Raw genomic sequence first — 2,392 nt, forward strand, 5'->3', positions numbered from 1 at the left:
CCATGGTGATCCCCTTTCTTTTCTTTCAAAAACACGTTACCTTTTATTCACTATATGAAAGAGGTTATTGCAAGGCAATAGCGGTGATTATCCGTGACGTTGAAAAATCTTGCGCAAACGGTCGTTTGTGCAACCGACTTACCGTTAATTTTTGTCCCGCTTTAGACGGGAAGCCGAGATGAGAGAGTTAATGTTATCTAACCGCCAGTTAGCTTCAATTGGACGGAATGTTAATCAAACTGCTAAAGCTCTTAATATGGGGACTGAGAACAGCCAGCTGATTAACGAACAGATTTTAAATAACATACACAATGATATTAACAGGCGCGCCATGCTACCTCACGAAATTTTGGGACTCCTGTCGCCATAATTCATTCGCCTACGCAGCGAATGGGAGATGCCCTGGCCGCCCTGCGTCCGTCTCAACTACGCACAAAACCCTGCTCCGTTAAGACTACCTCAATGGCTGGACGGCTATTCGGAATGCAATTCTTTGCCTCCCTCGCGCGCTGCTAGCGCACTTCGGATCAGCGAATTGCCCTGCCGCCTACCAGGGACTAAAAATCACCACTTCGCTTGGGCTCCGTTTCCCTGATTTTTAGCGTAAGCATAAAGAATTAGCTTCTCTATTAATGAACCGTTCATGGAATAGGTGGGCAGAAAATAATTAGAAACTAACAATTTCTTAGTATCACTTTTTGTCTGTATCGGTGGCGTTTTCAATTTTGTGAATAAGCAATGATAAAATTCTGAGTTGAACATCAATGCTATTTTTATTTTTATATTGGGAGAGTGATTGCTTGCTAACCCCTAGACGTTTAGCAAGCTCACTATCAAGGTTATCTTTAGTTATAGATTTAACCTTTTTCAATACTTCTTCAGGTGTGTAAATACGCATTTTAGTAAACGAACAATTGACTCAAGTAAACGATTGATTTACTATACTTTTAACATAACTTTATTTCAATATTTATATGAAAAACATAAAATTTATAGATTTATTTGCAGGATTAGGTGGTACTCGAATTGGTTTTGAACAAGCGTGTGAAGAAATGAATATTTCTTCCGAGTGTGTTTTTACTTCTGAAATAAAACCGTATGCAGTTGAAATATACAAACATAATTTTTCAGGAGAGAAAGTGTTTGGGGATATAACAAAGGTTAAAGAATCAGACATACCAGATTTTGATTTTTTACTTGCTGGATTCCCTTGCCAAGCTTTTAGTACAGCAGGAAGAAAAGCAGGTTTTGACGATGCGAGAGGCACTCTTTTCTTTGATGTTGCTCGAATTATTAAAGAGAAAAGACCTAGTGGAATTTTATTAGAGAATGTTGAAGGTTTGGTTACTCATGATAGAAAAGATAAGGATTCCGTTATTGGAAATACTTTAGAGACAATACTCGATATTTTAAAAGGACTGGACTACAAAGTTTCTTGGAAGGTCTTAGATGCAAAACTTTTTGGAATACCTCAAACACGTAAAAGAATTTATATTGTAGGAAGTCTCAATAAAGATATTTCATTAGATGATTTTCAGAGTGGAACAAAGGTTTTTAATGATATTCAAGAAAAAGGTCTTCCTCCTTTAGAAACTGATTTTACTAAAAGGCTATTAAAACTATATCAGCCCTCTGAGTTAGAAGGTAAGGCAATAAAAGACAAACGAGGCGGGGCAAACAATATTCATAGTTGGGATTTAGAATTAAAGGGGGCACTAACCAAAGAACAAAAAGGCCTAATGAGTACATTGCTAAAGGAAAGAAGGAAGAAAAAATGGGCTTTACTTAAAGGTATTGTTTGGATGGATGGAATGCCTTTGACTCTTGATGAAATACACTCATTTTATTCTCATGTAGAGATGAGTGAATTAAAAGAGCTATTAGATGACATGGTTACAAAGAAATATTTGAGATTTGAACACCCAAAAGAACTCATTATTTCTGAGAATGGCATGAAAAGTAGGGAGTACGCCCTTCATGCTGCAAAAGGCTACAATATTGTAACGGGAAAACTAAGCTTTGAACTTAATAAGATATTAGGAAAAAAATGTATTTCCCCAACAATTGTAGCCACAGAAGCAGATCGAATTGGTGTTCTTGATAATAATAAAATTAGAAGAATATCAGAAAGAGAGTGCTTGCGGTTTTTTGGCTTCCCCGAGTGGTATGAGTCAAATATAAGTCATAAGGATCTTTATGACTTAATTGGGAATACGGTCGTAACTCCAGTTATTAAATCGGTCTCTCATAGGGTAATAGGTGCAATCGCTGAAAATCCTGGAAACGGAGCTTTAGCGAAGTGAAGATTTTTAGTCCGCGATAGCCGTAGGGCCGGTTGTTTTGTCGGAGTCTGAGCGATAGCGAAGGTGGAGACAAAATAAAAGGCCATCCG

At 37.5% G+C, this 2,392-nt stretch carries 3 protein-coding genes; 2 read left to right on the forward strand and 1 reads right to left on the reverse strand.

From position 1 onward, the window contains the following. Positions 1-182 (forward strand): hypothetical protein (locus tag BTHERMOSOX_RS10430; RefSeq protein WP_212744657.1); only part of this gene is annotated, 182 nt, incomplete at its 5' end. Positions 183-691: 509 nt separating this feature from the next. On the opposite strand, the gene BTHERMOSOX_RS10435 is transcribed toward BTHERMOSOX_RS10430, so the two are convergent. Then, a complete protein-coding gene (locus BTHERMOSOX_RS10435) occupies positions 692-898 on the reverse strand; it encodes a helix-turn-helix domain-containing protein (protein ID WP_138121084.1) in 207 nt (68 codons plus the stop codon). A gap of 76 nt (positions 899-974) precedes the next feature. Here BTHERMOSOX_RS10435 and dcm point away from each other — a divergent pair, with 76 nt between their 5' ends. Beyond that, positions 975-2,303 (forward strand): DNA (cytosine-5-)-methyltransferase, encoded by a 1,329-nt coding sequence (dcm, locus tag BTHERMOSOX_RS10440; RefSeq protein ID WP_138121085.1) that lies wholly within the window; start codon positions 975-977, stop codon positions 2,301-2,303. Positions 2,304-2,392: the final 89 nt, after the last annotated feature.

Source organism: Bathymodiolus heckerae thiotrophic gill symbiont, assembly GCF_900128515.1.
GTDB lineage: Bacteria > Pseudomonadota > Gammaproteobacteria > PS1 > Pseudothioglobaceae > Thioglobus_A.

What these genes read in the sequence shown, in the direction of transcription:
- BTHERMOSOX_RS10435 (WP_138121084.1), bottom strand. Translation starts at nt 898, where the DNA reads ATGCGTATTTACACACCTGAAGAAGTATTGAAAAAGGTTAAATCTATA.
- dcm (WP_138121085.1), top strand. Translation starts at nt 975, where the DNA reads ATGAAAAACATAAAATTTATAGATTTATTTGCAGGATTAGGTGGTACT.